23 protein-coding genes and 1 pseudogene are annotated in these 25,717 nt (G+C 74.6%); 7 read left to right on the top strand and 17 right to left on the bottom strand.

Translation table 11 applies throughout. The features are described 5' to 3' along the window. Positions 1 to 672: 672 nt before the first annotated feature. Positions 673 to 1,362 (bottom strand): iron-dependent transcriptional repressor DtxR, encoded by a 690-nt coding sequence (locus tag IE321_RS33120; RefSeq protein ID WP_190225609.1) that lies wholly within the window; start codon positions 1,360 to 1,362, stop codon positions 673 to 675. Positions 1,363 to 1,546: 184 nt separating this feature from the next. On the opposite strand from IE321_RS33120, the gene IE321_RS33115 reads away from it, so the two are divergent. Further along, entirely contained in the window at positions 1,547 to 2,302 is a 756-nt protein-coding gene (locus IE321_RS33115; protein ID WP_043230386.1) for an SIS domain-containing protein, read from the top strand. Between the two features lie 87 nt (positions 2,303 to 2,389). Here IE321_RS33115 and IE321_RS33110 read toward each other — a convergent pair whose 3' ends face one another. The 3 genes from IE321_RS33110 to IE321_RS33100 form a co-directional block, all read right to left on the bottom strand. Further along, positions 2,390 to 3,721 (bottom strand): PAS domain-containing protein, encoded by a 1,332-nt coding sequence (locus IE321_RS33110; protein WP_043230350.1) that lies wholly within the window; start codon positions 3,719 to 3,721, stop codon positions 2,390 to 2,392. A 153-nt stretch (positions 3,722 to 3,874) separates the two neighbouring features. Then, positions 3,875 to 4,537, bottom strand: a complete 663-nt coding sequence (locus IE321_RS33105; protein WP_190225608.1) for a response regulator — start codon at positions 4,535 to 4,537, stop codon at positions 3,875 to 3,877. Between the two features lie 131 nt (positions 4,538 to 4,668). Then, positions 4,669 to 5,907: a sensor histidine kinase gene (locus tag IE321_RS33100; protein WP_190225607.1), complete on the bottom strand. Its 1,239-nt coding sequence runs from the start codon at positions 5,905 to 5,907 to the stop codon at positions 4,669 to 4,671. 106 nt (positions 5,908 to 6,013) lie between these two features. Between IE321_RS33100 and IE321_RS33095 the strand changes: the two genes are divergently transcribed. Both IE321_RS33095 and IE321_RS33090 read left to right on the top strand, forming a co-directional pair. Next, on the top strand, positions 6,014 to 6,955 hold the full coding sequence (locus IE321_RS33095; RefSeq protein WP_043230352.1) for an ABC transporter ATP-binding protein: 942 nt from the start codon (positions 6,014 to 6,016) through the stop codon (positions 6,953 to 6,955). Then, a complete protein-coding gene (locus tag IE321_RS33090) occupies positions 6,952 to 7,695 on the top strand; it encodes an ABC transporter permease (RefSeq protein WP_190225612.1) in 744 nt (247 codons plus the stop codon). The genes IE321_RS33095 and IE321_RS33090 overlap by 4 nt, the downstream gene beginning before the upstream one ends. Positions 7,696 to 8,004: 309 nt before the next feature. On the opposite strand, the gene pdxH is transcribed toward IE321_RS33090, so the two are convergent. Beyond that, positions 8,005 to 8,631 carry a pyridoxamine 5'-phosphate oxidase gene (pdxH, locus tag IE321_RS33085; protein ID WP_190225611.1) on the bottom strand — a complete coding sequence of 209 codons (627 nt, stop codon included), beginning with the start codon at positions 8,629 to 8,631 and terminating at the stop codon, positions 8,005 to 8,007. A 223-nt stretch (positions 8,632 to 8,854) separates the two neighbouring features. Here pdxH and IE321_RS33080 point away from each other — a divergent pair, with 223 nt between their 5' ends. Beyond that, positions 8,855 to 9,955, top strand: a complete 1,101-nt coding sequence (locus IE321_RS33080; protein WP_043230354.1) for a citrate synthase 2 — start codon at positions 8,855 to 8,857, stop codon at positions 9,953 to 9,955. Here the strand turns inward: IE321_RS33080 and IE321_RS33075 are convergent. Continuing rightward, the gene (locus tag IE321_RS33075) at positions 9,934 to 10,998 is read right to left on the bottom strand and encodes an isopenicillin N synthase family dioxygenase (RefSeq protein ID WP_190225606.1); all 1,065 of its coding nucleotides are present in this window, start codon (positions 10,996 to 10,998) and stop codon (positions 9,934 to 9,936) included. The two genes, IE321_RS33080 and IE321_RS33075, sit on opposite strands and share 22 nt — an antisense overlap. Positions 10,999 to 11,362: 364 nt before the next feature. Here IE321_RS33075 and IE321_RS33070 point away from each other — a divergent pair, with 364 nt between their 5' ends. Both IE321_RS33070 and IE321_RS33065 read left to right on the top strand, forming a co-directional pair. Further along, a complete protein-coding gene (locus IE321_RS33070) occupies positions 11,363 to 12,400 on the top strand; it encodes a M4 family metallopeptidase (RefSeq protein ID WP_190225605.1) in 1,038 nt (345 codons plus the stop codon). A gap of 44 nt (positions 12,401 to 12,444) precedes the next feature. Further along, positions 12,445 to 13,407: a threonine ammonia-lyase gene (locus IE321_RS33065; protein WP_190225610.1), complete on the top strand. Its 963-nt coding sequence runs from the start codon at positions 12,445 to 12,447 to the stop codon at positions 13,405 to 13,407. Between the two features lie 9 nt (positions 13,408 to 13,416). On the opposite strand, the gene IE321_RS33060 is transcribed toward IE321_RS33065, so the two are convergent. The 9 genes from IE321_RS33060 to IE321_RS33020 all read right to left on the bottom strand — a co-directional run bounded on the left by IE321_RS33060 (position 13,417) and on the right by IE321_RS33020 (position 24,523). Continuing rightward, positions 13,417 to 14,052 (bottom strand): TetR/AcrR family transcriptional regulator, encoded by a 636-nt coding sequence (locus tag IE321_RS33060; RefSeq protein ID WP_190225604.1) that lies wholly within the window; start codon positions 14,050 to 14,052, stop codon positions 13,417 to 13,419. Further along, positions 14,040 to 14,768, bottom strand: coding sequence for an enoyl-CoA hydratase family protein (locus IE321_RS33055; protein ID WP_190225603.1), 729 nt, complete (start codon positions 14,766 to 14,768; stop codon positions 14,040 to 14,042). The genes IE321_RS33060 and IE321_RS33055 overlap by 13 nt, the downstream gene beginning before the upstream one ends. A gap of 55 nt (positions 14,769 to 14,823) precedes the next feature. Further along, positions 14,824 to 16,398 (bottom strand): AMP-binding protein, encoded by a 1,575-nt coding sequence (locus IE321_RS33050; protein ID WP_190225602.1) that lies wholly within the window; start codon positions 16,396 to 16,398, stop codon positions 14,824 to 14,826. A gap of 178 nt (positions 16,399 to 16,576) precedes the next feature. Next, the gene (locus IE321_RS42380; protein ID WP_372470183.1) at positions 16,577 to 17,218 is read right to left on the bottom strand and encodes an excalibur calcium-binding domain-containing protein; all 642 of its coding nucleotides are present in this window, start codon (positions 17,216 to 17,218) and stop codon (positions 16,577 to 16,579) included. 150 nt (positions 17,219 to 17,368) lie between these two features. Further along, positions 17,369 to 18,502, bottom strand: a complete 1,134-nt coding sequence (locus IE321_RS33040) for an acyl-CoA dehydrogenase family protein (protein WP_043230363.1) — start codon at positions 18,500 to 18,502, stop codon at positions 17,369 to 17,371. Beyond that, a complete protein-coding gene (locus IE321_RS33035) occupies positions 18,499 to 20,397 on the bottom strand; it encodes an acetyl/propionyl/methylcrotonyl-CoA carboxylase subunit alpha (protein ID WP_190225601.1) in 1,899 nt (632 codons plus the stop codon). Before IE321_RS33035 ends, IE321_RS33040 begins: the two co-directional genes overlap by 4 nt. 7 nt (positions 20,398 to 20,404) lie before the next feature. Beyond that, the gene (locus tag IE321_RS33030) at positions 20,405 to 22,009 is read right to left on the bottom strand and encodes an acyl-CoA carboxylase subunit beta (protein ID WP_043230366.1); all 1,605 of its coding nucleotides are present in this window, start codon (positions 22,007 to 22,009) and stop codon (positions 20,405 to 20,407) included. 31 nt (positions 22,010 to 22,040) lie between these two features. Continuing rightward, positions 22,041 to 23,732, bottom strand: a complete 1,692-nt coding sequence (locus tag IE321_RS33025) for an acyclic terpene utilization AtuA family protein (RefSeq protein ID WP_190225600.1) — start codon at positions 23,730 to 23,732, stop codon at positions 22,041 to 22,043. Continuing rightward, the gene (locus IE321_RS33020; protein ID WP_190225599.1) at positions 23,729 to 24,523 is read right to left on the bottom strand and encodes a TIGR03084 family metal-binding protein; all 795 of its coding nucleotides are present in this window, start codon (positions 24,521 to 24,523) and stop codon (positions 23,729 to 23,731) included. The genes IE321_RS33025 and IE321_RS33020 overlap by 4 nt, the downstream gene beginning before the upstream one ends. Before the next feature lie 188 nt (positions 24,524 to 24,711). Between IE321_RS33020 and IE321_RS33015 the strand changes: the two genes are divergently transcribed. Beyond that, positions 24,712 to 25,284 (top strand): dihydrofolate reductase family protein, encoded by a 573-nt coding sequence (locus tag IE321_RS33015; protein ID WP_043230371.1) that lies wholly within the window; start codon positions 24,712 to 24,714, stop codon positions 25,282 to 25,284. Positions 25,285 to 25,302: 18 nt separating this feature from the next. Here IE321_RS33015 and IE321_RS33010 read toward each other — a convergent pair whose 3' ends face one another. Beyond that, entirely contained in the window at positions 25,303 to 25,482 is a 180-nt protein-coding gene (locus IE321_RS33010) for a DUF1272 domain-containing protein (protein ID WP_043230373.1), read from the bottom strand. A 138-nt stretch (positions 25,483 to 25,620) separates the two neighbouring features. Beyond that, positions 25,621 to 25,717: pseudogene (locus IE321_RS33005) on the bottom strand (ABC transporter permease); the annotation flags it as partial.

Below are 25,717 nucleotides of genomic sequence, written 5' to 3'. Positions count from 1 at the left end.
CGCCATGGACCACGATCATTCACAGCTCAAGATCCACTTTCGATACACGGCCTAGGGAGCTCGGGGCTCCAGGTCGGAACAGGGGAGGACAGGCCCCGGCGCCGCGAGGCGCCGGGGCCCTCTGCCGTCCGCACGGCGTCCGCCCGGGCGCCCTTCGTCCGTACCTCCGGCGGGCGGGCCGCAGCCGAGGTCACCGGTCGCATGCCCCTCCCCTCGCCGTCGTCACGTCTCGCATCAGCGTGGCACGCCACGGGCACGCGCGAGGCCATTCCGGCGTAAATCGGGGCGCACGGCGGCCGGTCGATCCGATTCCGTGACCTACCGGTAGGACCGATAGGACCGGCGGAGTCGGCGGGGCCGGGTCCGTGGGGCGCCGGTCGGGCCCGTGAGGACCGTAGAACCGGTGGGGCTGATGGGGTCGGTGGGGCCGGGGCGCCCGGTACGGCCGCCAGGACCAGTGGAGCCGGTACGACCGGGGCGCCGGTACGGCCGCCAGGACCAATGGAGCCGGTACGACCGCGGCGCCGGTACGGCCGCCAGGACCAGTGGAGCCGGTACGACCGGCAGGACCGGTGCGAGCGGCAGGGGTCCGCCAGGACGCGCGAGAGGGCCGGGGCGCTCTCGCGGTCCCGGCCCTCTCCCGTCAACTCCTCGCGGCCGCGCCGCGGTCGGTCAGCGCTTCGCGACGAAGACGTGCGCCGCGACCTCCGCGTCCAGCTCCGCCGCCTCGCCGCTGCTGCCGACGAGCACGCCGCCGGCCGACTCCGAGACGGAGACGACCGAGCCGGGCTGCACGCCCGCGCGCCGCAGCGTGTACATGAGCTGGGCGTCCGTCTGGATCGGCTCGCCGATGCGGCGGACGATCACGGTCTTGCCCTCGCTCGCGTCCAGGTCCGCCAGCGACACCATCGAGTCGTCGAGGAAGGACTCGGCCTCGGCCTTCTCGCCCAGCTCCTCCAGGCCCGGGATCGGGTTGCCGTACGGCGACTCCGTGGGGTGGCGCAGCAGCTCCAGGACGCGGCGCTCCACGGCCTCGCTCATCACGTGCTCCCAGCGGCACGCCTCGGCGTGGACCTGCTCCCACTCCAGGCCGATCACGTCGACGAGCAGGCACTCGGCGAGGCGGTGCTTGCGCATCACGCGCGTCGCGAGGCGGCGGCCCTCCTCGGTCAGCTCCAGGTGGCGGTCGCTCGCCACGGCGACCAGACCGTCCCGCTCCATGCGGGCGACCGTCTGGCTCACCGTCGGGCCGCTCTGGTCGAGCCGCTCCGCGATCCGGGCACGCATCGGGACCACACCTTCCTCTTCCAGCTCCAGGATGGTGCGGAGATACATCTCCGTGGTGTCGATCAGTCCGGACATTCGTGCCCCTCGATGAGTCGTGCGCTGGCCCTGCCCCAATTCTTGCGCATCGGGCCGACAAGCGGGCGGCCCCCGGCCCGTAGCGGGAGAACTGAGGACACCGGGACGGCGGAGGCAGTATTGACAGAGCAATGGTCCAGACCGCACCGTGATCGGCGACCTCGACGAGAAGGAGCTTCCTCACATGGGCGAGAGCAAGCTGGCCGGACAGTTCTTCGACGCCGCGATCGGTCTGCTTCAGGAGGTGCGCGACGGGGACTCCGCCGAGATCGCCGCCGCCGGGGCGGCGGTCGCCGAAGCCGTCGCGAACGGCAACCGGCTCTTCGCCTTCGGCGCCGGGCACTCCTCGCTGCCCGCCCAGGACGTCGTCTACCGGGCCGGCGGCCTGGCGCTGATGAACCTGCTCGTCGTCCCCGGCGTCGTCGGCGTCGACGTCATGCCGGCGACGCTGGGCTCCGCCCTGGAGCGCGTCGACGGGCTCGCCGGGGCCGTCCTCGACTCCTCCCCCGCCGCCGCCGGGGACGTGCTCTTCATCATCTCCCTGTCCGGGCGCAACGCCCTGCCCGTGGAGATGGCCATGAACGCCCGCGCGCTGGGCCTCACCGTCATCGGGGTGACCTCGGTGGCGTACGGCACCGAGACGAAGTCGCGGCACGTCTCGGGGACGTACCTGAAGGACCACTGCGACATCGTCCTCGACTCGCGGATCGCGGTCGGCGACGCGGAGCTGTCCCACGAGGGCATCGAGGCGCCGTTCGCCCCCGCCTCCACCGTCGTCACCAGCGCCCTGATGCAGGCCACCATGGCCGCCGCCGCCGAGGAGCTGGTCCGGCGCGGCATCGAGCCGCCGCTGCTGCGCTCCGGGAACGTCGACGGCGGGCACGAGTGGAACGGCCGCGTGATGACCGAGTACGCGGACCGGATCTTCTACCGGCACTGAGGCACCGGCACCGGGGCACGCGCGCGTGGAGCCCGGGTGCGGGCGGTGGGCGCCGGGCACGCGCGCGTACGGGACCGGGGCCGCCGCTCAGCCGAGCGGCGGCAGGTCCAGGGCCGCCGCCACCCGGGCCGCGACCGTCTCCGCGTAGAGCGCGTCCTGGCGGTCGAAGTCGCCCCGGGCGGCCGTCCGCAGGAAGGTGAGGACGCCGACGGTACGGCCCCGGGACCGCAGGGCCGTGCACAGGGCGTGCTCGGTGTCCGCGGGCCAGTGGCGGTCCGCCGCCCAGGAGGCCGCGTCCCGGCCCGCGCTCACCCGCACCGAGCCCGCCCGGTCCCACGCCTGGAGCGCCGGGTGCTCGGGGCCGTACCGCTGCGGGAAACCGCCGTCAAAGCCGCCGCCGAGGCCGTCCGGGGCGCCCGCCGGGGACGCCACCGCGCGGGTCAGCCGCCGGTCGCCCGCCACCCGGTCCACGAGCCCGTGGTCGGCGAAGCCCGCGAGCGCGAAGTCCAGGAGCACGGCCACCGCCTCCGCCGGGTCCGCGTACTCGGCCGCCGCCACGCCCGCCCGGTGCAGCTGGCTCCAGCGGAACCGGGTCCGGTCCGCCTCCCGCGCCACCAGCCGCTCCGCCGTCACGTCCTGGAAGAGCCAGGCCACGCCGAGCGGCACCGGCTCCTCCGTCATCGGGGAGGACAGCCGCACGAAGCCGCTGCGCCAGCACCGCCGCCGCTCCCCCGTCCCCGAGGCCGCCGCGAGCGTCACCCACAGGTCCGCCGGGGCCGGCGGGCCGCCCTCGGCCAGCACGTGCTGGAGCGCGCCCTCCAGCTCCTCCACGCCCCGCGCCACGACGTCGCCCAGGGGCCGGCCGAGCAGGGTGGTCCGGCCGGTGCCGATCGCCTTGGCCGCGTAGCCGTTCACGACCGCCGGGCGCAGGTCGGCGTCGATCAGGACGACCCCCCAGGGGGCGTCGTCGAACAGCGCCTCGCTGAGCGCGATCGACCGCTCCAGGTCGATCTGCACGTGCACCTCGCTGAAGGCGCAGTACACGCCCGCGGGCCGCCCGTCGGCGCCCCGCACCCCCGCCGACTGGCTGCGCACCAGCACCCGGCCGCCGTCCTTGCGGAGCAGCGCCAGCTCGTGCACCTGGCGGCCCGGCGTCCGCATCGCCCCCATGAGGCGGGCGAGCGTCTCCTCCGCGTCGGCACTGCGCGCCGCCCAGCCGTCGAACCCGCGCCGTCCGACGGCCTCCGCCGCCGGCCAGCCGAGGATCCGCTCGGCCTCGCGGTTCCAGTGCGTCACCGTCCCGCCCGCGTCCAGCGCGCACAGCGCCGCGTCCATCCCGTCGAGCAGCGCGGCCAGCAGATCGCCGCCCTCCCCCGGTACGGAAGCGGTGTCCCGCGCGGACCCCGTGAAGGCACTCACCTGGTACTCCCCCCGGTAACCCCCCTGATGCAGGCCATTCAACTGGAACGTGACCCAGAACACACCGGGTTCGGCGAAACGGATTCCGCCGGCATCCACGGGCGGTACGGATTCCGCCGGTATCCACGCGGGCGGAATGGATTCCGCCGGTATCTACGCGGGCGAGACGAAGCCGGACTCGTAGGCGGCGATGACGGCCTGGGTGCGGTCCCGGGCGCCGAGCTTCGCGAGGATCGCGCTGACGTGGGACTTCACGGTCTCCGTACCGACGACGAGACGGGTCGCGATCTCGGCGTTGGACAGGCCGCGGGCCATCAGGCGCAGCACGTCCTCCTCGCGTTCGGTGAGGCCCGCGCGGGTCAGGGCCTCACGGGCCGCGCCGTCGCCGCGTTCGGCGCCGTAGGACGCGGCCAGGTCGCGCACGGCCGCCGGGAAGAGCAGGGAGTCTCCCTCCGCGACGAGCCGGACGGCGTGGACGATCTCGGCCGGGCGGGCCCGCTTGAGCAGGAAGCCGTCGGCGCCGGCGCGCAGGGCGCCGTAGACGTACTCGTCGTTCTCGAAGGTGGTGACCACGAGGATCTTGGGCGGGGAGTCGACCGTGCGCAGCACCGCCGACGTCGCCTCGATGCCGTCCATGAGCGGCATGCGGACGTCCATCGCCACCACGTCCGGGCGGAGGCTGCGGACGAGGGGGACGACGGCCGCGCCGTCCGCCGCCTCGCCGACCACCTCGATGTCCGGCTGGGCCTCCAGGACGGCGCGCAGGCCGGCCCGTACGAGGGGTTCGTCGTCCACGAGAAGGATCTTGATCGGCATCCGGTCAGCGTAGAGGGAGGCCCCGGCACGGAGGGAGGTACCCGCGCGCGGGGCACTCACCGCAGCGGGGCACTCACCGCAGCGGGGCGCTCACCGCAGCGGGGCGCTCACCGCAGGCGTACGCGGGGCGCTCACCGCAGCGGCAGGGTCACGTCCACGCTCCAGGTGCCGTCCTTCACGCCCGACGTGGCCTGGCCGCCGAGGAGCGCGGCCCGTTCCCGGATGCCGCGCAGGCCGCTGCCGGAGCCGGGGACGGCGGGGGGCCGGCCCTCCGGGAGGGGGTTGGCGACGAGGAGGCGCAGGCGGGTGTCGTCCGCCGTGACGCGGACGTCGACGGGGACCGGGCCCGCGTGCCGGAGCGCGTTCGTCAGGGCCTCCTGGAGCATGCGGTACGCCTCCCGGGAGACGGGTCCCGGCAGGTCCTCCAGGGTGCCGGTGATCTCGGCCTCCACGCGCGCGCCCGAGGAGCGGGCGGAGTCGAGGAGGCGGGCCGCCTCGTCGAGGCCGGGGCTCGCGCCGGCCGGGCGGCGGCCGGTCTCGCGGAGCAGCAGCAGGACCCGCTCCAGGTCCTCCAGGGCCGCCCGGCCGGTCTCCTCGATGGTGGCGAGCGCCCGGTCGGTGAACTCGGGGTCGCCGGCCGCCCGCGCGGCGCCCGCCTGGACGACGGCGAGGGTGAGGGCGTGGCCCAGGGAGTCGTGCAGCTCGCGGGCGATCCGGTTGCGCTCCAGGAGCCGTTCGGTGCGGTCCTCCAGGGCCGCCATGCGCTCCTTGACGGACGGGCCCAGGAGCAGACGGGCGACCCGCCTGTCCAGCCGCCCGGCGGCGACGACCAGCGCGAGGAGCGCCAGGACGGGCAGCGGGGCCAGCGCCCGCGCGCCCGCGAGCGGGGTCAGCGACCCCAGCACCGGCTCCTCGACGGAGACGCCCGACAGCACCAGCGCGCACTGGAGCAGCCAGATCGACAGCAGCCAGGCCACGAGCCCGGCCTCCATCCGGAACACCATCCACAGGGCCGTCCTGCCGCGGTCCGTCCAGGAGGCCGACGGGCTGGCCGAGATGCCGCCGGCCGCGTCGTCGGCGGCCGTCCCGCCCCGCACGCGCGCGTGCTTGCCGGGGAACAGCATCAGGCGCGCCTGGAGGCCCTCGGCGCGGCGGGCCGAGGGGATCAGGGCGACCGCCGCGACCAGCGGGACCGGGAGGACGGCGGCGATCAGCCAGTCCAGCGGCCCCGGGTCGGACAGGCCCGGGTAGACGAGCCCTCCGGCGAGCGGCACGATCGCGCCGATCACCAGGTGCAGCCAGCGGGTGTACGTGACCGCGCGGGCCAGGGGGCGCAGGAGCGTCTGGAGGATCAGGGACGGTGCGGGCATTCGGCGATCTTCTCAAGGGGCCGTCCCGGGCGGCTCCCCCGCGCGGGGGAGAAGGTCTCCACGCGCGGGGGATGGCCCGGGGCCGCCGTTTCGCGAGGCTGGGGCCATGACCAGCATCGACATCCAGAACCTCACCAAGGAGTACGGCGGCAGGCCCGCGGCCCGGGCCGTGGACGGGCTGACGTTCCGTGTCGAGCCGGGGCGCGTCACCGGCTTCCTGGGCCCGAACGGGGCCGGGAAGTCGACCACGATGCGGCTCGTCCTCGGCCTCGACCGGCCGACCTCGGGCACCGCGACCGTCGGCGGCCGCCCGTACGTGACGCTCGACGAGCCGCTGCGCACGGTCGGCGCGCTCCTCGACGCGCAGGCCGCGCACCCCTCCCGGACCGGCCGCGACCACCTCCGCTTCCTCGCGGCGAGCAACGGCCTGCCGGCCCGCCGGGTCGACGAGGTGCTGGCGGAGACCGGCCTGGAGCCGGCCGCCCGCCGCCGGATCAAGGGCTACTCGCTGGGCATGCGGCAGCGGCTCGGCATCGCCGCCGCGCTGCTGGGCGACCCGGGGGTGCTGATGCTGGACGAGCCGGCGAACGGCCTGGATCCGGAGGGCATCGTCTGGATCCGCGAGCTGCTGCGCCGGCTCGCCGCCGAGGGCCGCACCGTCCTGGTCTCCAGCCACCTGATGAACGAGACGGCCACCTTCGCCGACCACCTGGTGGTGCTGGGCCGGGGCCGGCTCCTGGCGGACGTGCCGATGCGGGAGTTCATCGACGCCCACAGCCACGCGCGCGTGCGGGTGCGCACCGGTGATCCGCTGCGGCTGCGGGCCACGCTGCTCGCGAAGGGGTGGACGGTCGGGGAGACCGCCGACCCGGACGGCCGGTGGCTGGTGGAGGGTGCCTCCGCCGAGGAGATCGGCGCGGTCACCGCCCGCGAGGGCATCCCCGTCTTCGAGCTGGCCGACGAGCGCGCCTCGCTGGAGCAGGCGTACCTGGCGCTCACCGCGGACGCCGCCGAGTTCACCGCCGCCCGTTCCCCCCTGGAGGTCTGACCGTGTCCACCACCGCCGTGCTCCGCTCCGAGTGGATCAAGATCAGGTCGATCCGGTCGGGCTTCGGCTCGCTGGTCGCCGTCCTCGGCGCCGCGCTCGCGATCTCGCTCGCGGTCTTCCCCGCCATCGGGCAGCCGGAGGCGGCGACCGGCGAGATCGACCGCCTCTTCTGGCTCTACTACCCGATGAACTTCGTGCAGATCGCGGCGATCGCCTTCGGCGCCACCGCCGCCTCCTCCGAGTTCCTGAACGGCGCACTGCGGAACTCCCTGGCGGCGGTGCCCCGCAGGAACCTGCTCTTCGGGGCGAAGGCGGCGGTGGTGGGGGCGGCGGCGCTGGCGGTGGGCGTGGGGGCCGGTTTCGTCATGTTCTTCACGGCGAACGCCTTCCTGGGGCCGTACGCCGTCGGGATCGGCGAGCCGGGCGCGCTGCGGTCCTGCTTCGGGGCCGGGCTCTACCTGGCGCTGATCACGCTGTTCTCGATGGGGCTGACCTTCCTGCTGCGCAGCGCAGTGGCGGTGCTGAGCATCCTGATCCCGTTCGTCCTCATCGTGTCCTTCGTCATCGGCGGGGTGTCCGAGGGCGCCGCGACCTGGCTCCCGGACCGGGCCGGCCAGCAGATCCTCTTCCAGGAGCCCCTGGGGACCCTGGGGGCCTGGACGGGGATCGGGGTGACCGGGCTGTGGACCGCGGCGGCGCTGCTCGCCGGGTGGTGGTCGCTGCGGCGGCGGGACGCCTGAGGAACGCCGGATTAAATCGCTTGTGGCCCTCCCGGGAGGTTCGTAGGGTGTGGTCACACGCGAAAGGAGGTGATCCGGAAAAATGATTTCTTTTCGGACTCGTGAGGTGACTGCGGGCTAAGGCCTGCCGTCGCACGATGTGCACCTCGGCAGGCCAGCTGCCGAAACCCAAGCAGTCACCCGACCCGTGGACCGCCGGTAAGTCCGGCCGGCTCCCGTCCGAACCTAGGCGGACGGGACCAGAGGTCCACGGGTCGTCTGCGTTTTCCGGGGCCCGGCCGCCCTCGTGGCGGCCGGGCCCCGGACCCGTCAGGGCGCCAGGCGCTCGACCCGCCAGGACTCGCCGTCGCGGACGTACCGCAGCCGGTCGTGCAGGCGGTTCTCGTGGCCCTGCCAGAACTCGACGGTCTCCGGGACGACCCGGAAGCCGCCCCACTCGGGCGGCACCGGGACCTGCTCGGAGGCGGGGTAGCGGGCGGCCAGCTCCTCGTAGCGGGTCAGCAGCTCCTCGCGGGAGGCGATCACCGAGGACTGCTCGCTGGCCCAGGCGCCCAGCTGGGAGCCGTGCGGGCGGGTGCGGAAGTAGGCGGCGGTCTCCTCGCGCCCGGTGCGGACGGCCCGGCCGGTGACGAGGACCTGGCGGGCCAGCGGGTGCCAGGGGAAGAGCAGGGCGACCTGCGGGTTGGCCGTCAGTTCGGTGCCCTTGCGGGAGCCGTAGTTGGTGAAGAAGACGAAGCCCGCGTCGTCGTAGTGCTTGAGCAGGACCGTGCGGGAGGAGGGGCGCCCGTCGGGCGTGGCGGTGGAGACGACCATCGCGTTGGGCTCGTGGATCGCCGGGCTGGCGGCGGTCTCCTTGAACCAGGACGCGAACTGCCCGATCGGGTCGGGGGCGAGGTCGGCCGCGGTCAGTTCCTTGGTGCGGTACTGCTCGCGCATGTCGGCGGGGTCCAGGGCGTCGGTCACGGGGCCATCCTGCCGCAGCACCTCAGTCTGCCCGCGGCGGCGGGGCGCCAATCCTTCGTCCCCGGTTCGGCGGAGTGTGCCGGATGTCACGCTTCCCCGCATCATCGGAACCGTACAGACTCAACGGCTGGATGACTGTTGAGTCCCTCCACCCACCGCCGACGGTTGATCGATCATCGATAGAAGGAGCCGCCTGATGTCCGACTTCGTACCGGGCCTCGAAGGAGTCGTCGCGTTCGAGACCGAGATCGCCGAACCCGACAAGGAAGGCGGCGCGCTGCGCTACCGCGGGGTCGACATCGAGGACCTCGTCGGTCACGTCTCCTTCGGCAACGTGTGGGGTCTGCTCGTCGACGGCGCCTTCAACCCCGGCCTGCCGGCCGCCGAGCCCTTCCCGATCCCGGTCCACTCCGGCGACATCCGCGTCGACGTGCAGTCCGCCCTCGCCATGCTCGCGCCGGTCTGGGGCCTCAAACCGCTCCTCGACATCTCCGCCGAGCAGGCCCGCGACGACCTCGCCCGCGCCGCCGTCATGGCCCTGTCCTACGTCGCCCAGTCGGCGCGCGGCCAGGGGCTGCCGATGGTGCCGCAGAGCGAGATCGACAAGGCCGAGTCGGTCGTCGAGCGGTTCATGATCCGCTGGCGCGGCGAGCCGGACCCGAAGCACGTCAAGGCCGTCGACGCCTACTGGACCTCGGCCGCCGAGCACGGCATGAACGCCTCCACCTTCACCGCCCGCGTCATCGCCTCCACCGGCGCCGACGTGGCCGCCGCCCTCTCCGGAGCCGTCGGCGCCATGTCCGGCCCGCTGCACGGCGGCGCGCCCTCCCGCGTCCTCGGCATGATCGAGGAGATCGAGCGGACCGGCGACGCCACCGCCTACGTGAAGCAGGCCCTCGACAAGGGCGAGCGCCTGATGGGCTTCGGCCACCGCGTCTACCGCGCCGAGGACCCGCGCGCCCGGGTGCTCCGCCGCACCGCGAAGGAGCTGGACGCGCCGCGCTACGAGGTCGCCGCCGCACTGGAGAAGGCCGCCCTGGAGGAGCTGCACAGCCGCCGTCCGGACCGGATCCTCGCGACGAACGTCGAGTTCTGGGCCGCCATCGTCCTGGACTTCGCCGAGGTCCCGGCGCACATGTTCACGTCGATGTTCAGCTGTGCCCGCACGGCCGGCTGGTCGGCGCACATCCTGGAGCAGAAGCGCACCGGCCGCCTCGTGCGCCCCTCCGCCCGCTACACGGGCCCCGGCCGCCGGGACCCGCGCGACATCGAGGGCTACGCCGACATCGCGGGCTGATCCCGCCGCAGCAGCAGGTCCGCGTGGTGGCGCGCCGCGACCAGCGGGTGCGCGCGGAGCTTGCCCTTGAGGGCGTTGCGTCCGTACTCGGCGAACAGCGGGTTCGCCGGGTCGGTCGTGACGCCGGGGGCCGCGGAGGCGTACGGGAAGTCCAGCGGGGCGATCCGGGCGTCGAGCCGCGGGTTGTAGAAGAACGGGACGGAGAAGCGTTCCGTCGCGCCGGGCGGGGAGACCACCCGGTGGTTGGTGGCGACCAGATAGCCGTTCGTCGCGACTTCGAGGAGTTCGCCGAGGTTGACGACGAAGGCGCCGGGCAGCGGCGGCACGTCGTGGAAGTTCCCGTCCTCGCGCTGCACCTGGAGCCCGCCCACCTGGTCCTGGAGGAGCAGGGTGAGGAAGCCGTAGTCCTTGTGGGCGCCCACGCCCTGGTCGTCGCCCTCGCCGCTGCTGCCGGGGTAGCGGACCAGCTTGAGCTGCGGGTGGGCGCGGGGGCCGAAGATGTCGTCGTAGAAGTCCGCGGGCGCGCCGATGGAGGCCAGCAGTTCGTGGAGCAGGCGCTCCGCGACCCCGCTCAGCCGGTCGATCCAGTGCAGGGCCGCCGTGCGCAGCTCCGGCAGCGCCGCGGGCCACTGGTTGGGGCCCTCCAGCCACCAGTACGCGGGCTCCCAGGGCGCGGGGGCGCGGGCGGGCAGCTCGGCGCCGATGTCGAGCTGGTCGCGCCAGTCGCGGGCGCCCTGGGTGCGCTCGTCGCCGATCCGGGTGTAGCCGCGGAAGTGCGGGGAGTTGAGGTTGTCGACGGCGCGCCGGTCCGCCTCGGGCAGGGCGAAGAAGGCGCGCGTGGCGTCGGTGAGGGCCCGGGTCTCGGCCTCGGTCACGCCGTGCCCGACGAGCTGGAAGAAGCCGACGTCGTGGGCGGCGGAGTGCAGCTGGGCGTGGAGCAGCCGGCGGGCGTCGGGGCCGCGGTCGGCGGCCGAGAGGTCGACGATCGGGAGCTGCGAGGCGTACGAGACGGAGGGGGCGGTGGTGGGTGCGCTGAGGCTCATGGGTTGCGTCCGCGGGTGTACGGGTCCCGGGGCGGCCGCCGGGGTGGGGCGGGGGCCGCGGGTGCCGGTCGACAGGGGTCGGTGGAGGGACCCTGCGGGGCGGAGTGGTGGTGCCCCTGGGGTCAGGCGGCGCGGCGACAGCTCATGCTCGTGACGCGGACGAAGTCCACGTGACGGCGGCGAACGAGCGTAGGCATGCGACCAGCGTACTGCGGGCGGCGCGGTTCGCCTGTGGCCCGCGTCACAGCGGATCGCGGGGGCCGGGGTCTGGCCGCCGGGACGCCCGGTACGCGAAGATCGCCGCCTCGCATGTCACGCGCATGCCAATCATCTCGTCGCCGCGCCCCCGCGCAGGAGGATGTCCATGACCGCCCGCCGCACCCCCCGCCGCCTCCTGGCCGCCGCAGCCCTCACCCTGGCCGCCGCCGGAGCCCTCCTCCCCTCCCCCGGCGCCACCGCCGCCACCGCGCCCCAGGCCCGGGTCTTCATGGTCAACCCGGTCCAGGCCACCGGCGACCAGACCCTCGCCGACCACAAGGACGCCCCCGGCGACGTCCCCGCCACCGCCTACGCCCTCGCCGCCCTCCGCAACCTCGACGCGAGCGGCGGCCTCTCCGGGAAGTGGGTCAGCGTCCGCTCCGAGACCGGCAAGCCCGCGACGGTCGACCGGGCCGCCTCCTACGACCGCTCCGACGACGGCTTCGAGCAGGTCATGGCGTACTTCTGGGTCAACGAGGCCCAGGAGTACCTCCAGGGCCTCGGCTTCGGCACCGAACTGCCCGGCGCCAACGACCGCGTCCAGCCCGTCCGGCTCAACCAGTGGGGCGCCGACAACTCCTTCTTCACCGACAAGAAGGCCGAGATCCGCTTCGGCAAGGGCGGCGTGGACGACGCCGAGGACGCCGAGGTGATCCTCCACGAGTACGGCCACGCCGTGCACCACGCCCAGGTCCCCGGCTTCGGCACCTCCCCCGAGGCGGGCTCGATCGGCGAGGCCTTCGGCGACTACCTCGCCGTCGCCGTCGGCACCCACGCCGTCCGGACGTACGGCTGGCCCATGAAGGCCGACCAGGCGTGCGTCGCCGACTGGGACGCCACCGGCTACAGCGCCGCCCCGCACTGCCTGCGCCGCCTCGACGGCACCAAGACCTACGCCGACCGCGAGGGCGAGGTCCACGCCGACGGCGAGATCTGGTCCCGCGCCCTCTTCGACATCCGCCAGGCCCTCGGCGCCCGCACCGCCGACCGGATCATCGTCAACGCCCAGTTCGGCTTCGCCCCCGACACCTCCTTCGAGGCCGCCGCGAGGACGACCGTCGAGACCGCCCGCCGGATGTACGGCGCCGGCGCCGAGGCGGCCGTACGGGACGCCTTCCGGGCCCGCGAGATCCCGGGCGTCTGAGGGGCTCCGCGCGGGGGGAGCCGTACGGCACAGTGGACGGCGTGCTGATCACCGTCGCGGACGTCGAAGCCGCAGCCGCAAGCCTCACCGGACACGTCGTACGGACCCCCACCCTCCCCAGCCCCGGACTGACCGCCCTCCTCGGCGCGGACGTCACCGTCAAGCTGGAACTCCTCCAGCGCACCGGCTCCTTCAAGGCCCGCGGGGCGGTCGCCAAGCTGCTCTCCCTCGACGAGGCCGAGCGGGCCGCCGGCGTCGTCGCCGTCAGCGGCGGCAACCACGGCATCGGCCTCGCCGTCATGGCCGGGGCCCTCGGGGTGCGGGCCACCGTCGTCATGCCCCGGTCCGCCCCGGCCCGCGCCGTGGACACCGCGAAGGCCGCCGGGGCGGAGGTCCGCCTCGCCGACACCATGCCCGGCGCCTTCGCCCTCATGGAGGAGCTGCGGGCCGGCGGGCTCACCGCCGTCCACCCCTTCGACGACCCGCTGGTCGTCGCCGCCCAGGGCACCGTCGGCCTCGAACTCGCCGAGGACGCGGGCGAACTCACCGACGTGCTCGTCAGCATCGGCGGCGGCGGCCTGATCGCCGGTGTCGCCACCGCCCTGCGCGCCCGCCGCCCCGGCGTCCGGATCTGGGGCGTCGAGACCGAGGGCGCCCACGCCATGACCGCCGCCCTGGCCGCGGGCGGCCCGGTGCCGGTCGAGCTCTCCTCGGTCGTGTCCACGCTGAGCGCCCCCACCGTCTCGGCGCTCACCCACGCGCACGTCGCCGCGCTGGTCGAGGACGTCCTCACGGTCACCGACGCCGAGGCCGTCCAGGGCACCCTCGACCTGGCCGAACACGCCAAGGTCTGGGCCGAGCCGGCCGCCGGATGCCTGCTGCCCGCCGCCTGCCGGGTCCTCGACCGGGTCGGCCCCGACGCGCGCCTCGGCCTCGTCGTCTGCGGAGGCAACGCGACGGTCGCCGACGTCACCGCCTGGGCCGCCCGCTTCGGCCTGCGGCCTTAGGAGCGTCCGTCAGGCCCGTCCGTCAGGCGCGTCCGTCAGGGCCTCGTCGATCAGGCGGGCCCACTGGGCGACCACGCGGTCGCGGCGGGTCGTGTCGTCCGTCAGGAGGGTCGCGAGACCGAGGCCGCGGGCCATGTCCAGGAGGCCCTGGACGGTCTCGCGGACCCCGGGGCGCGACTCGTCGGCGCCGAGCAGCTCGACGGCGATCCGGTGCGACTCGCGGCCCACCCGGGCCTCCAGCTCGGCGACCCGGTCGCGGAGCTGCTCCTCGTTCGAGGCCGCCACCCACAGCTGGAGGGCGGCCCGGAACAGCGGGCCGGTGAAGAGGCCGACGAGCGCGGCGACCGTCTGCGCCCGGTCGTCGGTGGGCAGCGCCCGCAGCGCCTGCGAGCGCTCCTCCGCGACGTACTCGACCGCCGCCGTGAACAGGTCCTCGCGGGTCGGGAAGTGGTGCTGGGCCGCGCCCCGCGACACGCCCGCGCGCTCGGCGACCACGGCCACCGTCGACCCCGCCCAGCCGTGCTCGGCCAGACAGGCCACGGCGGCCTCCAGGAGCCGCTGCCGGGTGACCCGGCTCCGGTCCTGCTTCGGGGCGCGGTCGGGCGCCGGAGGTCCGTCCTGCCGGTGCGCGGTCACAGCCGCCATTCGGGGTCCCGTCGTTCGAGGAAGGCCGTCATGCCCTCGCGTGCCTCGGCGGAGGCGAAGAGCGTGGCCGATCGCCGCACGAGCTCCTCCGCGTCGCGCTCGAAGGTCTCCAGGACTCTAGCGGTGACCAGCCTTTTCGACTCGCGCAGCCCCTGCGGCGAGCCCGCCCGCAGCCCGTCCAGGACGGCGTCCAGCTCCTCCTCGCCGGCCGTGACGAGACCCATCGCGCGCGCCTCGGGGACGCCGAACCGCTCGCCCGTCAGGTAGTAGCGGGCCGCCGCGCGCGGCTCCAGCCTCGGCAGCAGGGTCAGCGAGATCACCGCGGGCGCCACCCCGATGCGCACCTCGGTGAGCGCGAAGTCCGCCCCCTCCCCGGCCAGCACGACGTCGCACGCGCCGAGCAGCCCGAGGCCGCCCGCGCGGGCCCGGCCGCCGGCCGCCACGTGCCCGACGACCGGCTTCGGCAGCTCGACGACCTGCCGGAGCAGGTCGACGAAGGCGTACGGACTGGGCGGCGCCTTCAGGTCCGCGCCCGCGCTGAACGTGGAGCCGGTGTGCGTGAGCACCACCGCCCGCACGGCCGGGTCCTTCCCGGCCGCCGCCAGCTCCTCGGCGAGCGCGGTGACGAGCGCGGCCGAGAGGGCGTTGCGGGTGTCCGGGGAGTCCAGGGCGAGGGTGGTGACGCCCCGCTCCTCGGTGACGGCGATCAGGCTCATGTACGGTCCCTCGACTCTCTGTCGGCTCTCGGCACGCCCGGCTCCCGCCGAGCGTTCAGCTCCCGCGCAGCTCGCGGCGGAGGATCTTCCCGGAGGCGGCCCGGGGCACGGCGTCGATGAACTCGACGGCCCGGACCTTCTTGTACGGGGAGACCCGGGCGGCCACGTGGGCCATGACGTCCTCGGCGGTGAGCCCGGGCGCGTCGGGCTGGCGCACCACGTACGCCTTGGGCACCTCCGTCCCGTCGGCGTCGGTCACCCCGATGACGGCGGCGTCGGCGACGCCCTCGTGGGTGAGGAGCAGCGCCTCCAGCTCGGCCGGGGCGACCTGGAAGCCCTTGTACTTGATCAGCTCCTTCACCCGGTCGACGACGTACAGCCAGCCGTCCTCGTCGACCCGCCCGATGTCGCCCGTGTGCACCCACCCGTCGGCGTCGATCATCGCGGCGGTGGCGTCCGGCCGTCCCAGGTACCCCTTCATCACCTGCGGTCCGCGGATGGCGATCTCGCCGTCCTCCCCCGGGGCCGCGTCCTTCGACGGGTCGTCGAGGGAGAGGATCCGCATCTCGGTGGAGGGCAGCAGCCGGCCGACGGTCCCGGGCGGCGGGTTCGCGGCGGAGAGCGGGGTGACGTGGGTCCCCGGGGACAGCTCGGTCATGCCGTACGCCTGCCGCACCGGCGGCAGTCCGAGCCGGGCCGAACACGCCTCGGCGAGCGCCGCGTCGAGCGGGGCGGCGGCGCTGACGATGTACTCCAGCGAGGACAGGTCGTACGCGGCGACCGCCGGGTGCTTCGCGAGCGCGAGGACGATCGGCGGAGCCACGTACAGGCCGTTGATCCGGTGCTTCTGGATCGCGCCGAGGAAGGTGTCCAGCTCGAAGCGGGGCAGCACGACGACGGTGGCGCCCTTGCGCAGCGGCGCGTTCATGAGGGCGGTGAGGCCGTAGATGTGGAAGAAGGGCAGCACGGCGAGGATCCGGTCGCCCGGCCCCATCGGGACGAAGGGGTCCAGCTGCGCCAGGTTGGTGGCGATGGAGGCGTGGGTGAGCATGACGCCCTTGGGGACGCCGGTGGTGCCGGAGGAGTACGGGAGGGCGGCGACGTCCTCGCCGGGCGCGAAGTCGAGCGCGGGCTCGGGGGCCGTGGACCCCAGGAAGGACTGGAGCGAGCGCGTCCCGCCGTCCTCGGGAGCCGCGTCGCAGACGAAGATCTCCTCGATGCCGCCCGCGAGTTCGGCGGCGGCCCGGGCGGCGGGGAGCAGCGGCGAGACGGTGACGATCCAGCGCGCCGCCGAGTCCCGCAGCTGCTTGGCGAACTCCTCGGGCGTGGCGAGCGGGTGGACGGTCGTGACGGAGGCGCCGGCGCGGGTGGCGGCGTAGAACGCCACGGGGAACAGCACCGTGTTGGGGCTGTGCAGCGCGAGCACGTCGCCCTTGCGCACCCCCGCCTCCGCGAGGCCCGCCGCCACGCGCCGGTGGAAAGCGTCCACCTGCGCGTACGACAGCGACAGTTCCCCGGCCCCGTCGACCAGCGCGGGCGCGTCCCCGAAGGCCGCGGCGCCGCCGAGGACGGCCTCGTGGATGGGGAGGGACAGGGTGGAAACCGGCTCGTACGCGCTGTGGAACACCATGCGTGGCCCCCTGGAGAGGTGGAAGGTGGTCGCCAGGATCGCGGCTGCGGCACTGCTTGGGGAGACCCTGTCAGCACCCCGTAAAACAATCAAGCGTGCGTGCTTGGTTTATCGGGCCGAGGAGGGGCCGAGGAGCGGCGGGGTGGGGCCGGGGTGGGGAAGTCCCGGCCCCGGGGGCTCACTCGCAGGCGACGCCGTCGCCGTCGCGGTCCAGCTTGCGGCTGTAGCCGGGGTCGCCGACGCGGATGGGGGCGGCGCCGGCCGCGCGCACGGCGGAGCAGTTGGCGTAGTACACGCTCGAACCGGCGTCCTCGGTCGGCTCGGGCTCCGGCTCGGCGGTCTCCGGCGGCTGCGTCGTCTGGGCCGGCTTCGGCTTCGCCGGCTTCGGAGTGGTGGGCGCCGGCTCGGGCGCCTCGGTCGTCGGCTCGGGGGTCGGCGTGGGGGCCTCGGTCGTCGGCGCCTGGGTCGTCGGCTCCGGCGTCGGGCTCGGGGACTCGGTCGTGGGCTCCGGCGTGGGCGACGCGCTGCTGGGCTCCGGCGTCGGGGTCGCCGTCGCGGTCGCGGTCACCGCGGGCTTGGGGTCCGCGTCCTTGCCCGGCTCCTTCGGCGGGTCGGTCACCAGGACGAACACGAACCAGAGCGCGGACAGGACGGTCGCCACGGTCTTGGTGCGGTTCGTCCACTGCCCCAGCCAGGCCAGGACTATGCCGACCGGCGGGAAGACGACGAGCAGCACGATGATCAGGGCCGGGTGCTGCCACCAGCGGCGCGGGGGCTGCCACGCCGGGGCGGGCTGGTAAGGGTGGGACTGCGGGTACACGCGCGGCTCCTGGGGCGTGAAGGGGACGACGACACCGAGCGGGATGCCGTGGCCGTGGGATCGTACACAGGACCTTCACAACCGGGGGTGGGTATCGGGAAGTCGGGCGGCGGACGCGCGCGCGGCGCCGGCCGCCCCGCCCTCCCCGCCTCAGTAGGACTTGGGCAGCCCCAGCGTGTGGGTCGCCACGAAGTTGAGGATCATCTCCCGGCTGACCGGCGCGATCCTGGCCACCCGGGAGGCCGTCACCAGCCGGGCGAGGCCGAACTCCTTGGTCAGGCCGTTGCCGCCGAGGGTGTGCACGGCGGTGTCGACCGCCCGCACGCACGCCTCCGCCGCCGCGTACTTCGCCATGTTGGCGGCCTCGCCCGCGCCGAGGTCGTCGCCCGCGTCGTACAGCGTCGCCGCCTTCCGCATCATCAGCCGGGCGAGTTCGAGCTCCACGTGGGCCTGGGCGAGCGGATGGGCGATGGCCTGGTGGGCACCGATCGGGGCCTTCCAGACCTGCCGCTCCTTGGCGTAGGCGACCGCCCGGTCGAGGGCGAAGCGGCCCATGCCGATCGCGAAGGCGGCCGTCATGATCCGCTCGGGGTTGAGGCCCGCGAAGAGCTGGAGCAGGCCGGCGTCCTCGTCGCCGACGAGGGCGTCGGCGGGCAGGTGCACGTCGTCGAGGGTCAGCTCGAACTGCTTCTCGTCCGCGTCGAGTTCCATCTCGATGTGCCGGCGGCCGAAGCCCGGGGTGTCGCGCGGGACGATGAACAGGCACGCCTTGAGGTTGCCGGTGCGGGCGTCGGAGGTGCGGCCCACGATCAGGGTCGCGTCGGCGATGTCGACGCCCGAGACGAAGACCTTCCGGCCGTTGAGGACCCAGCCGTCCTCGGTGCGGGTGGCGGTCGTGGTGATGCGGTGGGAGTTGGAGCCGGCGTCGGGCTCGGTGATGCCGAAGGCCATCGTCCGCGACCCGTCGGCGAGCCCCGGCAGCCAGGCCGCCTTCTGCTCCCCGGTGCCGAAGCGGGAGATGACCGTGCCGCAGATCGCGGGCGAGACGACCATCATGAGGAGCGGCGCGCCGGCGGCGCCGGCCTCCTCCAGGACGATGGACAGCTCGGCCATGCCGCCGCCCCCGCCGCCGTACTCCTCCGGCAGGTTCACCCCCAGGTAGCCGAGCTTGCCCGCCTCCGCCCACAGGGCGGCCCGGTCGAAGCCGGGGCCGTGACGGCGGCCGAGCGCGGAGACGGCGGCGCGGAGCTCGGTGTGCTCCCGGGGCTCGATGTCGGTGCTCATACGGTCTGGTCCTCCTGGGCTTCGGCCTGTACGTCTTCGGTCTGTACGACGGCGAGCAGGGCGCCGACCTCGACCTGGCGGCCGGGGGCGGCGTGGAGCGCGGTGAGCGTGCCGGAGGCGGGAGCGGTGACGCGGTGCTCCATCTTCATCGCCTCCAGCCAGAGCAGCGGCTGCCCGGCCTCGACCCGGTCGCCGACGGCGAGGCCGTCCGCGAGCCGGACGACGGTGCCGGGCATGGGCGCGAGCAGGGACCCGGGGAGGGTCCGCTCGCGCGGGTCGGTGAAGCGGGGGCGGGGGGTGAGCCGGTGGCGCCCGGCGTGGACGGTGCCGTCGCCGTACGCGGCGACCGCGAAGTCCCGTACGACGCCGTCGGCTTCGAGCCGGACGCGCTCGGGCGCGGCGGACACGACGCGGACGCCCTCCGGGGCGAGGACCTCGAAGCCGCCGCCCCGCACCGGCCGGTAGCGGACCTCGTGGCCGTCGTACTCCCGGGTCTCGTCCTGCGACCGGACGTTCCGCCAGCCCCCGCCGAAGCGCCCGGCGCCGCGGGCGGCGGCGGCGAGGGCGGCGGCGACGGCCGCGTGCCCCGCGCCGTCCGGCGTGCGGGCGAGGGCGTCGAGGTGCCGGTCGTAGAAGCCGGTGTCGAGCCCCCGCACGTCCTGGAAGTCCTGGTGCCGCAGCGAGGCGACGAGCAGGTCCCGGTTGGTGGCGGGGCCGTGGATCACGGCCCGCTCCAGGACCCCGGCGAGTTTGCGGACGGCCTCGGCGCGGGTCCGTCCGTGCGCGATCACCTTGGCGAGCATGGCGTCGTAGTGCACCGGCACGGCGTCCCCGGAGGCGTAGCCGGTGTCGACGCGGACGCCCGGCACGGCGGGGAACTCCAGGCGGTGCAGCACGCCCGTCTGCGGGGTCCAGCCCGCGGCCGGGTCCTCGGCGTACAGCCGGGCCTCGACGGCGTGGCCGGCCGCGGCGGGCGGCCCGTCGGGCAGGGTCCGGCCCTCGGCGACGGCGAGCTGGAGGGCGACGAGGTCGACGCCGTGGACCTCCTCGGTCACCGGGTGCTCCACCTGGAGCCGGGTGTTCATCTCCAGGAACTGCGCCCGCCCGCCGGCCACCAGGAACTCGACCGTGCCCGCGCCGACGTAGCCGACGGCCTTCGCCGCCGACACCGACGCCGCGTACAGCTCCTCGACGAGCGCGGCCGGCAGCCCGGGCGCCGGGGACTCCTCGACCACCTTCTGGTGCCGGCGCTGGAGCGAGCAGTCGCGGGTGCCGAGCGCCCATACCGTGCCGTGCGCGTCGGCGAGGACCTGCACCTCGACGTGCCGGCCGTCCTCCACGTACGGCTCGACGAACACCTCGCCGTCCCCGAAGGCGCTCTCCGCCTCGGCGGACGCCGCCTTCAGCGCCGCCTCCAGCTCGTCGAGCGCGCGGACGATCCGCATGCCCCGGCCGCCGCCGCCCGCCGCCGCCTTCACCAGCACCGGCAGATCGGCCTCGGTGACGCCGGCCAGCGGGGCGATGCCGAGCAGCTCCTTGGCGCGCGTCTTGGACGCCATCGCCTCGATGGCCTCCGGCGGCGGGCCGACCCACCGCAGCCCGGCCCCGGTCACCGCCCGCGCGAAGTCCGCGTTCTCGGAGAGGAAGCCGTAGCCGGGGTGCACGGCGTCGGCGCCCGCCGCGAGCGCCGCGGCGACGATCAGGTCGCCGCGCAGGTACGTCTCCGAGGGCGCCGCCCCCGGCAGCCGTACCGCCGCGTCCGCCTCCCGCACGTGCAGGGCGTCCGCGTCGGCGTCGGAGTGCACGGCGACGGTGGAGATGCCCAGCTCGCGGCAGGTGCGGAAGACGCGGCAGGCGATCTCACCACGGTTCGCGACCAGTACGGTCGAAATCATCAGGGCCTCACATTCGGAAGACGCCGAAGCCGCCGCGCGCGCCCTCGACCGGTGCCGTGTGGATCGCGGACAGGCACAGTCCGAGGACCGTGCGGGTGTCGCGGGGGTCGATGACCCCGTCGTCGTAGAGCAGGCCGGAGAGGAACGCCGGCAGCGACTCGGACTCGATCTGCGCCTCGACCATCGCCCGCAGGCCGGCGTCCGCCTCGTCGTCGTACGGCTGCCCCTTGGCCGCCGCCGACGCCCGCGCCACGATCGACAGCACGCCCGCGAGCTGCTGCGGCCCCATGACGGCGGACTTGGCGCTCGGCCAGGCGAAGAGGAAGCGGGGGTCGTAGGCCCGGCCGCACATGCCGTAGTGGCCGGCGCCGTAGCTCGCGCCCATGAGGACGGAGAGGTGCGGGACCTTCGAGTTCGACACCGCGTTGATCATCATCGCGCCGTGCTTGATGATGCCGCCCTGCTCGTACTCCCTGCCGACCATGTAGCCGGTGGTGTTGTGGAGGAACAGCAGTGGGATGTCCCGCTGGTTCGCCAACTGGATGAACTGCGCGGCCTTCTGCGACTCGGCGGAGAACAGCACCCCCTGCGCGTTGGCCAGGATCCCCACCGGATAGCCGTGCAGCCGGGCCCAGCCCGTCGCCAGCGAGGAGCCGTACAGCGGCTTGAACTCGTCGAAGTCGGAGCCGTCCACCAGCCGGGCGATCACCTCGCGCGGGTCGAACGGCGTCTTGAGGTCGCCGGGCACGATCCCCAGGAGTTCCTCGGCGTCGTACTTCGGCGGCTCGACCGTCACCGGGTCCGGATCCGGGTGCGCCTTGCGGTGGTTGAGGCGCGCGACGATCCGGCGGGCCTGCCGGATCGCGTCCGCCTCGTCCACCGCGTAGTGGTCGGCGAGCCCGGACACCCGGGCGTGCATGGCAGCCCCGCCCAGCGACTCGTCGTCGCTCTCCTCGCCCGTCGCCATCTTCACCAGCGGCGGCCCGCCCAGGAAGACCTTCGAGCGGTCCTCGATCATCACCGTGTGGTCGGACATGCCCGGCACGTACGCCCCGCCGGCCGTCGAGTTGCCGAAGACGACCGCGACCGTCGGGATCCCGGCGGCGGACAGCCGGGTGAGGTCGCGGAAGAGCGCCCCGCCCGGGATGAAGATCTCCTTCTGGGACGGCAGGTCCGCGCCGCCGGACTCGACCAGCGAGATCACCGGGAGCCGGTTGGCGTACGCGATCTCGTTGGCCCGCAGCGCCTTCTTCAGCGTCCACGGGTTGGAGGCGCCGCCGCGCACGGTCGGGTCGTTGGCGGTGATCAGGCACTCGACGCCCTCGACGACCCCGATGCCGGTGACCAGGGACGCCCCCACGGGATAGGAGCTGCCCCAGGCGGCGAGCGGCGACAGCTCCAGGAACGGCGAGTCCGGGTCGACGAGCAGCTCGATCCGCTCCCGGGCCAGCAGTTTGCCGCGCGCGCGGTGCCGGGCGGTGTACTTCTCGCCGCCGCCCGCGAGGGCCTTGGCGTGCTCGGCGTCGAGCGCGCCGAGCTTCTCCAGCATGGCGGCCCGGTGGGCCAGGTGCTCGGGCCCGCCGGTGTCGAGGGCGGAGGCGAGGACGGTCACAGCAGTTCCTCCGGGTGGTCGGGGCGGACGGTCACAGGAGTTCCTCCGGTACGTCGACGTGCCGGGAGCGGAGCCATTCGCCGAGGGCCTTGGCCTGGGGGTCGAAACGGGCCTGGGAGGCGACGCCCTCGCCGAGGATCCCGGCGACGGTGAAGTTCACCGCCCGCAGCAGGGGCAGCACGTGCCGGGTGACGGGCAGCCCGGCCGTCTCCGGCAGGAGTTCGCGGAACCTCTCGACGGTGAGCGTGTGCGCGAGCCACCGCCACTGGGCGTCCGTCCGCACCCACACCCCCACGTTCGCGTCCCCGCCCTTGTCGCCGCTGCGGGCGCCCGCGATCCGTCCGAGCGGCGCCCGCACCACGGGTCCGGGCGGCGGCGGGGCGGGAAGCTCCGGTTCGGGTACGGGCTCCAGGACGCGGGTCGCCGCCGGCGCCGGGATCGCGAGCCGGGTCCCGTCGGGCAGCACGGCCGTGTGCGGGACGGCGTCGGCGGGCACGTACGCCGTCTCGAAGACGCCGTAGGGGGCGCCCCTGCCGGGCGGGGCGGTGACGTGGAAGCCGGGATAGCTGGCGAGGGCCAGCTCGATCGCCGCGCCCGTCAGGGTCCGGCCCACCTTCTCCGGGTCCTGGTCGCGCACCACAAGCCGGAGCAGGGCGCTCGCGGTCTCCTCGGTGGCGGCGTCCTCCCGGTCGGTGCGGGCCAGCTCCCAGCGGACCTCGGCGGGCGGCGCGGCGGCGAGCGCGGCGCCGACCTGCTCCCGGACGAGCGCCGCCTTGGCGTCGACGTCGAGACCGGTGAGGACGAAGACGACCTCGTTGCGGTGACCGCCGAGCCGGCAGCGTCCCGCCTTCAGGGTGGGCGGCGGCGCCTCGCCCCGCACCCCGTCGATCCGCACCCGGTCCGGCCCGTCCTGCGTCAGCCGCACGGAGTCGAGCCGGGCGGTCGTGTCGGGCCCGGCGTAGCGGGCGCCGGAGGTCTCGTACAGCAGCTGCGCGGTGACGGTGCCGACGTCGACGAAGCCGCCGGTGCCGGGGTGCTTGGTGATGACTGCCGACCCGTCCGCGTACAGCTCGGCGAGCGGGAATCCGGGCCGCAGCAGGGCCTTGGGGTCGCGCTCGGCGTGCTCCCGGAAGAAGGCGTAGTTGCCGCCGGTGGCCTGGGTGCCGCACTCCAGGACGTGCCCGGCGACGACGGCCCCGGCCAGCCGGTCGTACTCCTCCGGGCCCCAGCCGAAGTGCCACTGCGCGGGCCCGGTGACGAGCGCCGCGTCGGTCACCCGCCCGGTGACGACGACGTCGGCGCCGGCCGCGAGGCAGGCGGCGATCCCCGCGCCGCCCAGGTAGGCGTTGGCCGTCAGGACGCCGGGCTCGGGCGGCAGCGCGTCGCCCTCCACGTGCGCGACCCGGACCGGCAGCCCGAGCCTCGCGGCCAGCGCCCGCAGCGCGTCGGCCAGCCCGGCGGGGTTGAGCCCGCCGGCGTTGGCGACGATCCGGGTGCCGCGCTCGTGGGCGAGCCCCAGTCCCTCCTCCATCTGCCGCAGGAAGGTCTTCGCGTACCCGCCCGAGGGGTCCTTGAGCAGGTCGCGGCCGAGGATCAGCATGGTCAGCTCGGCGAGGTAGTCCCCGGCGAGGACGTCGACGTGACCGTCCGTCAGCATCTCGCGGACGGCGGAGAAGCGGTCGCCGTAGAAGCCGGAGGCGTTCCCGATCCGCAGCGGTGTCACCGCGCCCCCTCCCCCGGCGCGCGTCCCGCCCCGGCCGGACCGGCGAACGCCTGGGCGATGCCGAGCCAGCGCTCCGCGTCCGCCCCCTCGGCCCGCAGCGCGGTGTCGTCCCGGTGCACCCGCTGGGTGACGAGCAGGCAGAAGTCGAGCGCGGTGCCGGTGACCCGCTGGGCGGCGTCCTCGGGGCCGTACGTCCACGACTCCCCGTCGGGCGCGACGAGTTCGACCCGGAAGGGCTCGGCCGGCGGCCGCTCCCCGCGCACCAGGTAGGCGTAGTCGCGGGCCCGGTGCCCGATCCAGGCCACGTGCCGCAGCCGGGCGGTCGCCGCGCGCGCGACCCCGAGGGCGTCGGCCACGTCCTGCCCGTGCGCCCAGGTCTCCATCAGCCGGGCGGTCGCCATCGCCGGGGCGCTCATCGGCGGCCCGTACCAGGGGAACCTCCCGCCCGGGGGCACCTGCCGCAGGGCCGCGTCCAGCCGTTCCCGCCCCTCCCGCCAGCGGGCCAGCAGCTCGCCGGGCGGCAGCGCCGCCCCCTCCTCGGCCCCGTCGTCCACGAAGCGCTCGGGCGCGGCCAGCGCCTTCTCGACCTCCGCGGCGAAGGCCTCCGGGTCGGTGACCGCGAGCAGCGCGGCCCGGTCGGTCCAGGCGAGGTGCGCGATCTGGTGGGCGATGCTCCAGCCCGCGGCGGGCGTCCCAAGTCGCCACTGCTCGTCGTTCAACTCGCCTACGAAGGCGTCGAGTTCCTCGCCTTCGGCACGCAGGTCGGTGAGGACGTCTGCGGGGTCGGACACGGTGCGCTCCCCTCGGGAGGACGGGCCTGAGGAGTCGGAGCATGGCAGCGATCGCAGAAACAATCAAGCACGCTTGCTTGAAAAGAGCGTCCGGCGGACCGATGAGTTTCGTGGTGGGCTTCGGTCCAACACCACGAAAGAGCAACCGAGCCCGACCCCGGGCCCTTCAGCAGACGAGGAACCACGCCATGCGCACGCTCATCAGCTCCGCCTTCGTCTCCCTCGACGGCGTCGTCGAGGCCCCCGGCGGCGAGGAGGGCTACCGGAACGCCGGCTGGACCTTCAAGGACATCGAGTTCCTGCCCGAGGCGTACGAGATCAAGGGCCGCGAGCAGCAGGAGGCCACCGCGATGCTGCTCGGCCGCACCAGCTACCAGGCGTTCAGCCCCGTCTGGCCCGGCATGGCGGACTTCGCCGACTACAAGGAGATGCCGAAGTACGTCGTCTCCGGGACGCTCACCGACGACGACCTGGTCTCCGACTGGGGCCCGACCACGATCCTGCGCACCCTCGACGAGGTCGCCGCCCTCAAGGAGACCGAGGGCGGCCCGATCATCGTGCACGGCAGCGCGACCCTGAACCGCGCCCTCTCGGACGCCGGCCTGATCGACCGCTACCACCTGCTCGTCTTCCCGCTCCTCCTCGGCGCGGGCAAGCGCCTCTTCAGCACCACCGACAAGGACGCCCAGAAGCTGCGGCTCGTCGAGCACGAGACCTACGCGAACGGCATCCAGAAGCAGGTCTTCGACGTCGTCCGCTGAGACGGGCCCCCGCCGCGGTCACCCCGCGCGGCGCGGGCGGGGCACCAGTTCGCCCCCGCAGTTGGGGCAGGTGCCGGACATCTCCTCCGTGCAGGGCACGCAGAAGGTGCACTCGTACGAGCAGATCCGGGCGGGGCCGTCGGCCGGCAGGGCCGTCGTCCCGCAGCGTTCGCAGCGGTCGCGCATCTCAAGAGCCATGGCTCCATGATCGACGCGGCCCGGGCCGGCCGAAACAGGACGACGGCCAGAGACCGACAGGATCGGGCCGGACGGCGGCGGACGGCCGGACGCCCCGCCGGCGGGGCCGACGGGGCGGGGCGGGATCCGGGCGACCGGTCACTCCTTCGGGTCCCGGCCGAAGGTCTTGTTCGACCAGACGTAGCCGAGGACCGTGAGGCCGAGGCACCAGGCGACGGCGAGCCAGCCGTTGTGG

It is taken from the genome of Streptomyces hydrogenans, assembly GCF_014656075.1.
Lineage (GTDB): Bacteria > Actinomycetota > Actinomycetes > Streptomycetales > Streptomycetaceae > Streptomyces > Streptomyces hydrogenans.
This window is presented reverse-complemented; position numbering and strand designations above follow the sequence as displayed.